The 7,788-nt window shown below is 56.9% G+C and carries 7 protein-coding genes and 1 pseudogene; 3 read left to right on the top strand and 5 right to left on the bottom strand.

All coding sequences use genetic code 11. The features are described from left to right. Positions 1-154 precede the first annotated feature (154 nt). Positions 155-499: a DUF6626 family protein gene (locus VQ042_RS26205; protein WP_442880213.1), complete on the bottom strand. Its 345-nt coding sequence runs from the start codon at positions 497-499 to the stop codon at positions 155-157. Between the two features lie 77 nt (positions 500-576). Between VQ042_RS26205 and VQ042_RS24000 the strand changes: the two genes are divergently transcribed. Next, positions 577-1,908, top strand: a complete 1,332-nt coding sequence (locus VQ042_RS24000; RefSeq protein WP_331822796.1) for a hypothetical protein — start codon at positions 577-579, stop codon at positions 1,906-1,908. A gap of 337 nt (positions 1,909-2,245) precedes the next feature. After that, entirely contained in the window at positions 2,246-2,857 is a 612-nt protein-coding gene (locus tag VQ042_RS23995; protein WP_331822795.1) for a hypothetical protein, read from the top strand. Positions 2,858-3,168: 311 nt separating this feature from the next. Here the strand turns inward: VQ042_RS23995 and VQ042_RS23990 are convergent, their stop codons facing one another. The 3 genes from VQ042_RS23990 to VQ042_RS23980 are packed head-to-tail and all read right to left on the bottom strand — an operon-like array spanning position 3,169 to position 4,774. Continuing rightward, complete coding sequence (locus VQ042_RS23990; protein ID WP_331822794.1) at positions 3,169-4,044, bottom strand: hypothetical protein; 876 nt, start codon at positions 4,042-4,044, stop codon at positions 3,169-3,171. Further along, on the bottom strand, positions 4,041-4,325 hold the full coding sequence (locus tag VQ042_RS23985; RefSeq protein WP_331822793.1) for a hypothetical protein: 285 nt from the start codon (positions 4,323-4,325) through the stop codon (positions 4,041-4,043). The genes VQ042_RS23990 and VQ042_RS23985 overlap by 4 nt, the downstream gene beginning before the upstream one ends. Then, the gene (locus VQ042_RS23980) at positions 4,322-4,774 is read right to left on the bottom strand and encodes a DUF6641 family protein (protein WP_331822792.1); all 453 of its coding nucleotides are present in this window, start codon (positions 4,772-4,774) and stop codon (positions 4,322-4,324) included. Before VQ042_RS23980 ends, VQ042_RS23985 begins: the two co-directional genes overlap by 4 nt. Before the next feature lie 793 nt (positions 4,775-5,567). Here VQ042_RS23980 and VQ042_RS23975 point away from each other — a divergent pair. Next, positions 5,568-5,951: pseudogene (locus VQ042_RS23975) on the top strand (response regulator); the annotation flags it as partial. A 1,333-nt stretch (positions 5,952-7,284) separates the two neighbouring features. On the opposite strand, the gene VQ042_RS23970 reads toward VQ042_RS23975, so the two are convergent. Then, on the bottom strand, positions 7,285-7,788 hold a 504-nt coding region (locus VQ042_RS23970; RefSeq protein ID WP_331822791.1), incomplete at its 5' end, for a transposase.

The raw sequence follows: 7,788 nt of genomic DNA, 5'->3' as shown, positions 1-7,788 counted from the left end.
CGATCCTCGACGTCCCAAAACCCGATCTGTCCCGCCATCCGACCCCTCCCGAAAGCGCGACCTCAGTGAATCATGTCAGCACGAAATCCGCCAGTTTCCGGAGGCATCCATCTTTTAAAAAGATGGGTCCGCGGCGTTTCGCGTTGCAACAAGGTCAGCAGATAGGGATTGCAGCTCTCGCTGCTGACAGGGTGCCTGAGGTCGAACTTGGCGGAGTACGTCGCCTGGGAATGCTGAAGATCGCGCGTCGAAAGATTTCGTCGTCTAGCTTCCCCGCCAAGTCGAGAAGCACCTTTGCGCTTTGGCTGGCATTAACGTGGAATGCAACCCTTAGAAGTCGGCAGCTGAGCGCGTTGAGGGTTGCGACACCGGGTTCTCGCCGGGTCGCGATCAGGTTGGAATAGTAGCGGGGACTGCGGCCTAGCCAAACGGCTGAGAAGTGGACTTGGCTACGCGTGAAGCCTTCGGCAAGTAGCTGTTTGTATGTGTAGTGTATCATTAGAACCTCCGTATTCATCTATTTATGGCCGTCCTGTAATTATACTTAATAAATAGCACTGAAAGGACGGTGTTATTATGGAAATACAAACATTACGAGACGCGCTGATCGCTAAGAACGGCGGGCACGCAGGAAGACATTACCGGAGCCGGAAGATCACGGCGCTCTCGCCGGGGATGCAAGCGCAGGCAGAGCAGCTGGCGGCCGCAGCCTCGGGGCTCTCATCCCTTGATGCCGCTTTCAGGCTTGACGAATGCGGGGAGTTGGACCCCTGGGGAGGAAACAAAGCCTGCGGGATCGCTGCGTGCCCCCGCTGTTTTATGAACTACCGTCGGAAGGAAACGGCGATCTCGATCCGCAAGCGCTTTCCAGGAGTGCCCAACGAACGGCTAGCCTTCGTGACGATACTCTTGGAGCCAACGCAGAAGCTGAGCAATGTCCTTCCCCTGTTCGACGCGGAGAAGCGGCGGATGCGCAATATGGCAGATCGCAAATGCCGGGAAGACGATCGCTGGGGTGACGTCCAGTGGGTGACCTGGCTGGAAGCGGACCGGATGAGCGTCAGTGATCTTGAAGACGCCGGCCGCAACACGAGGGTCTATTTCGAGAACGCGGCGATCTACCCGGTGCTGGACGCCACCCGCACGATCTGGCGCCCTCATATTCACGGGATTGTGGAGCTGGGCGATCTGACCGCCAAGGAGTTCGCGGACACCTTGAGGGTATACGGGCATGTGACGCCGTATCAGGTGGACGTAAAGCCATTTGATGTAAGCCGTCCCGTCGAGGAAAACCTTCGGGACACGACGCGTTATTGCCTGAAATTCCGGATAGAAGAGGGTTTTAAAGGCAAGCCTGCGGAGCCTGATGGAGAACCGTCGGACAAGGCCAACGCGGGTCGGAATTGGTGGTGCCGCGCGGATATCGAGGCATTCGTGGGCTGGCTGGCGACGTGCCGGGGTTTTCAGAAATTACGTTTTTCTCGGAAGAAAAGAGTCAAGAGCTCTGGCAATATCTCATCATCTTCGTCTGAAACCGAATTGCGTTCTGATGTTAAAGAAAACACCGGTAATAAAATTGTAAGTGATGATGTTATGGATAGGTATGAATATCTAATACAAGATACGAACTGGCTCTCCCACCCAGCGGAAGACCGCGACCTCGTCGATAGACGTGACGATCAGGTCGCTGCCGGTTACCAAGTAGCCCGTGCCACTCATGTGATTGTGCCTCGTCCAAACGATCCTGCCTGTCATGTCGATGACGTTCATAGCCGACAAGGTGAAGGCGGAGCTGCAGGACTGACGGGCGGGATGATGCCACGCCAGTACGGCGCCACGTGCCGTCACTTACCCTTCGCAGTGGGGATGGCTCGTACAGCGTCAGGAGGCTGTCACCCACGGCGGTAACGGCTAAAGCGCATACCCATGTACGCCTAGGGTGAGACAGCAGCCAGAGAGCGTCTATGGGAGCCAATGTCGACTGAAGAGTATATTGACTAAACTCTTCAGTCGACCCATCGGCGTTGAATCTCTGCTGCGCGAACGAACTGGCGCATTCAGAACCTTCCAAACAAGCCAGACATGAGTTGATGGCGCCCAACGCGCTCTACGAGGCGCAGCTTCATCTTGGAGCAACGAAACTAAAAGTATTTATTACTATATAATAATAATAGATAATAATATTGACGGTAGATAACTACAAAGCGTATAAAATATTTACATAATAACAAACAGAGGATTAATCATGTTTTTCGGTGTTAGCGATTATCGTTGCGCGAGACTTTATACGCCAGGAGAATTACCTGTACAAAAAAGGCAATTTGGCGATACAAATTTCTTGCCTTCATCCCCGCCGGCTCCTCTAAGCCATAGCGCCCTCCAAATATTCGACACTGCTCTAGTGGATATGCGTGGATATAAACGCAGCACGTTTCCGTTGAGATACGACGAAAATTGGAAATTTGCGGTCGACACTCAACTGACTTCAGGTAACGGTGCTGATTTGAGGGTCCGTGCATCATCTCTTCCCGGAGAGGCAAGCTCACATCCTTTGCATAGCGCTCGACGGAGGGTGCTTTCTGAACTATCCGTCTCTCTCGAATGCGTTGATCAGGGCTGGTCGGGGCATTTCATTGTTAGGTTCCATCCCTTCTTCTCGATAGAGTGGGAAGAGTTTCCAACGTTTTCCGGAGCAGAGGAGAGCGATAAAGTCTGGTGGAAAAAGCTCGTGGACTCGCAGGTCGCATATGGTCCGGCTGTCTGGGCAACACCTGAAGTAACCTCGTTCGAGATTGTTGGGAACGAAAGAGCCATAGTCAACTACGCGTTGTTGCTGAAGCTTTCTCGGCCGAGATAGGCTCCCCAGGAGCGCGTTGGCTAGCGTCTTGATTACGCGTGCGGCGGCCGCGTCTAAGCGCGCGCGTCGGAGCCCCGTAATACAGTAGAGACCATCTATTTTCTCCGAGCCCCTGACGGTAAGAGTTTATCTAATAACTTCCTACCGTCGATCTGCCGGGGGACGCGGAATACTGCTGGGGCCTCCGTCACGATCAGCCTGTGTTCCCCGTAGGAGTATGCTCGTGCAGCGTCAGGAGCGCGCCGTCCGCAGCGGTCGTGGCGGTCACGCTGCCCAGCAGCTATCCCATCCGTCCCGTGCGCTGCTGACGCTCACAGCATCTTCACTGCGTACACCCGGCAGCTGGTCAGGCCATACCGCGCATCGCTCGTCATCAGCGTGAGGGTCCCGCCGGGCTCGATTTGGTAATCCAGCTCTTCGCTGTAGGCAGGCCTCGTCGAGATGCTCTCGCGAAACCGATTGCTGCCAATGCAGGAAAACCAGAGCCTGCAGATCGTGACAGAGTTGTCGTTGGTGACGTGGAACAGGCTGTGCCCGCTGCCGCTCTGCGGCTCGAATTCGATTGAGGGGATGAACGCGGGCATTCGCCGGAAGTCAGCATGAACCACTCTGCAGGTCGTCCGATCGAGATCATATCGGCTGGGATCATCGGGATAGACGCTGGCGATCTGCGCGCGCTCTATCTCCTCGCCAGGAGCCAGCCAATGCCCCCAGGAAACCGTTTTGGTCCACGGACGCTCCATCGGGCTGCCATCGGCGAAGTAGCCCTGGCAGACAACGCCGGTGGCCTCCAGCCAATCCGAGCTGTTGTTGATGATGGAGACGACGATGGCGTCCCCGGAGACGGAATGCCTGATCGACACAGGGATGTTCTCGGTCAGGTGAATGCGATCCGATGTCGGGATCACGCGGTCGAAGATCACCTCGGATTTCCACATGACGATCACGGCGACAACAATCACTACACCTCCCAGCAGGCCACCCCCGAAGTGGGAAAGGGCCGTTGCCAGCATGATCGCAGCGACTGCTACGAACCCGTAGATGATGATCCGCACGGGCTCTACGTCCGTGTGGGCGAGGAGCAGGAAAGCCGTACCACCGACCAACCCCAGAACACGGAGCTGGGTGATGGCCATGACGATGGGAAACGCCAGCACCCGCAGGACGAGGTCGGCATTGCGGTTCAATGGCGTCGCCACTGGCGCTCGATGAACAGAATGCTGGGCTTCTCTTCCCCGAGGCACCAGCTGAGGATTACCTGGTTCGCGCCGGCTGTTCCGCGCATGGCGGTGGCCAAATGCAGTATGAAGGTTTGGCGTTGATGGTCAGTGATCTGCGTTTGCGCGACTGTCAGCGCCATTCGGTTGAAGACCTCGTCCAACAGCGCGAGGTCATCCAGCAGCTTCCGACAAATGGCCAGCTGATCCTTGTTGGGGCGCGTCAACGCGCGCCCCTTGATGTTGATCAAGCCGCTGGCTTCTTGCGGAGCATCTGGCCGCGCGCTTCAGCGGCTGCCGTCAGCTGGGCATCAAGCTCCCCGGCCTGCACCGCTTCGATGAGCGTGTCGATGACCATCGGGAGCTTGTCGAATTCGCCGACCTCGATGGCGTTCTTGTCCTTGGCTAGCTCGATCACCGTCCCCGCATAGCGCAGGGCAAAGAAGGTCTGGCCCGCAGCGTTCTCGAACCAGCCGCTCCGGAAGCGCTTGCGGGCTTCCACCTGCATGCGCTCACCCGCCTCGTTCTTCCGCCACACCATATGCGTGGGTGCATAGACCTGGCCGGCGATCTTGGCTTCGGCCGCACGCTTCTGCTCCGCCAGGGCTTCCATCACCTTGTTGCGGGTGCGCTTTACGGGATCGGCCTGTGCGGCGACCGGCTCCGCGCTGGCCAGCTTGAGTGCCTTCAAATGTGCCATGCTATCGTCCTCCGTGACGTCGTTTCGATGTGCCGGAGAAAGCTGCCAGTGGCGCAAAAGGGCAACCAAAGATTGATACGCCTCATTGCGGGTTACCGGTGTGGGGCAGCTTCGCGCTTATGCACGAACATCGTAATAGCGAGAACGATAGCCAGCGCGAGCTGGCTCTGCGTTACTGTTCGAATATCCGGTTGGCTGTCTCTCGAACGGGCTCACGATTGTCACCGGGCGCAGTCGTAGAACGGAGGGCGACCATACAGCAATAAATTGGGCTCGACGGGTCTATGAAAGGCGGCGTTTCAATTCGACAGGATGACAAGAGGGTCTGGCGCGGCATGATGGTGCTCGAAAGTCGCATAGTCTCGCCGATCGCGACGGGACAACGTGCTGCCCGGCTTCGCGACGCGGCCAGAGGCCGACGCGCAGCACAGCATTTCGACAGAACAGAAACGGTACGACGGTGCCGAGCGATGGATTGTCCCGAACCGGCCGCGACGGGCGCAGGGCCTTTTGGAGATGCACAAGCACGGCTCGCGCATCGCCCAGGACGAGGCAAGCTCGCTCTGTATGTCATGCCGCGGGTCGCCTACCAAACCGGTGCCGCGGAGAATGGGGCCATCAGTTGCGAGTACTCGGCAGATGCTCGCCTAACGGGATGATGTTTCGACAAACATATGTTCTGTAAGCGGAAAATGTCATTTGGAACTCAGGAACCCTTCATGCATTTTTCCCTTTGGTAGCGATCCGACAAGGATAGATCACATTTAATAGCGAACCGGCAGGGTTAGATCACATGATTATCACAGACCGGATCAGAGTTCTCATCGTGGATGATCACCGCACCAGCCGGATGCTGGTCCACGATGCCCTGGAACAACTAGGAATCAAGCATATCGTCGTCGCCGTCGATGGTGAAGAGGCACTTCAGACGATGATGAAGACACCCTGTCACATCATTATTTCGGACATCAACATGCCCAAGCTGGACGGAATCCAGCTGCTGAAGGCCGTGCGATCGTATGCTCCGACGAAGAAGACGCCCTTCATCATCCTGACGGCCCAGGGCAACCGCGAACTCGTTCAGCGCGCAGCCCAGTTCGGCGTCAACGACTTCTTGGCCAAGCCGATCACCGTCCCTGTTCTCAAGAAGACCATGGAAGCTGTGGTCGGTCGTCTCCTCGGGGACGAAAGCATCAGTGATCCCGCAGGTCAAATTTCGTCGGAGAGTTTGAGTTTAATCCGCCGCTTGGAAGCGATGCCGGAGGCATCGCGGCGGACAATAATAGACGCAGTCGGTCGCACAATAGATGGCATCGAGGACAAAAAAGGAGGCGATCCAGCATGATGCAAGACTAAGAAAAACGTTTGCTCCCCTAAACTTCTTTCCGCTGAACTGCTCAAATAGGCAACCGGAGGGAAAGCCATAGTTTCGACTTTCGCTCCGTCGCCGACCGCCTCCTCGCCGCCGCATGCGCCATGCTGGTCGAACCAAGTCACAAAAGCCCACTTGCTAAAAGGTCGGGAGTCCCCCTCGGTTTAAGCGCTTTGTCCAAGCTCGAAAAATAGTAAGGTCCTATTATGGGTCCTCGTATAAGAATGGCTTCAGTGTTTGGTGCAAAACGTGCTGTTGGCTTCTCTTTGAACGTCTCTCAGATAACTGCAGCCGAACAGCCCCCGCGTTGCACGAAAAGCTCACAGAGCGCTTGCCGCACACTTCCCGCACAGGAGGAGGACAATACATCGGTGGGGCGCCCTTACATTGCTGCGCTCGTCTTCCTCTCCGCCCCAATTCTCGTTGGAGGGCTTCGCCTCCTCCAATTTATTTCCGCAAGGTCATCTGAGCGGAAAAGCTTGTTACAACGACCCGCTGTTGCCGAGCCCGGATCCGATAGCCAAGATGATGCTGCACCCGCATCAGACATCGGGCGATAACCAATTCGAACCGAAAGCTCGCTGATCATGATCTGCAANTGTTACAACGACCCGCTGTTGCCGAGCCCCGATCCGATAGCCAAGATGATGCTGCACCCGCATCAGACATCGGGCGATAACCAATTCGAACCGAAAGCTCGCTGATCATGATCTGCAGTTCTAGCGTTGTTGCTCGTTTACGCCTTTGGGTGCTCGGATGGCTGTCTTCCACCCGGCTTGCCGCGGACAGCACTTCTCGTTCATCGTGGAAGGCCGTAGCGGCAATACTCGTGTTGATTATGGCATCTGGCGCTTTGGTTTGGCTCACCGGTGGCACGAAGCAGCCCTACGTGCACTTTTTCTATATACCCATTCTTGCCGCAGGTTTCCTTTTCGGTGCACGGGGCGGAGCCGCCGCAGGTCTCGCAGCAGGTCTTGTCGCCGGCCCGCTCATGCCTCTTGATATCCAACTTGGGGTTCAACAAAGCGCCGTAAGCTGGATAATTCGAGGGATATTTTTCGTCGGGATTGGGTCTGCCGCAGGCGCGATGGCCGNNNAGTTTGTTGAACTTCGGCGAGCGGCGTTGCCGGATTGAAGGTTACGCGGCCCTGGAAACAGGGGCAACGGGCTTTTCGGCGAGGCGCTCTCGATGGGCAAGAAGTTCGGCCCTGAGGATAGGCAATTGCTTGTGAGCCTTGAGCCTGCGAAAGCCCTTGGCCGCCTCGATCATGCCGGCGGCGACCCAGCGTAGGGCCATCTTGCCGTTCCGCCACCGTTTGACGTTGCGGGTGACGCGCCGGATCGTTCCCATCATGTTCTCGGCGATGTTGGTGCAGGCCAGTGACCGGCGAAGCTCCGTGGGCAGCTTTAACCGGACAACGGTGAGGATTTCGTCGAGCCCCTCCAGAATACTTGCCGCTACGCCCGGCCGGTCCTGCTCGAGCCGGCGCGCCAGATTGCGGATCAACTTCTCGGCCTTCTGCGCGTCATCAAGTTCCCAAGCCTGGCGAAGCACCCGGCGTGTCGAGGCGTGAAGCTCTTTCGGCAGGCGGTCCATGATGTTGCGGGCTTTGTGAATCTGGCACCGCTGGATCGCGACGGT

This window comes from Aurantimonas sp. A2-1-M11, from assembly GCF_036549475.1.
Classification (GTDB): Bacteria; Pseudomonadota; Alphaproteobacteria; order Rhizobiales; family Rhizobiaceae; genus Aurantimonas.
The sequence above is the reverse complement of the archived record's forward strand: the minus strand, read 5'-3'. Positions and strand labels throughout refer to the sequence as shown.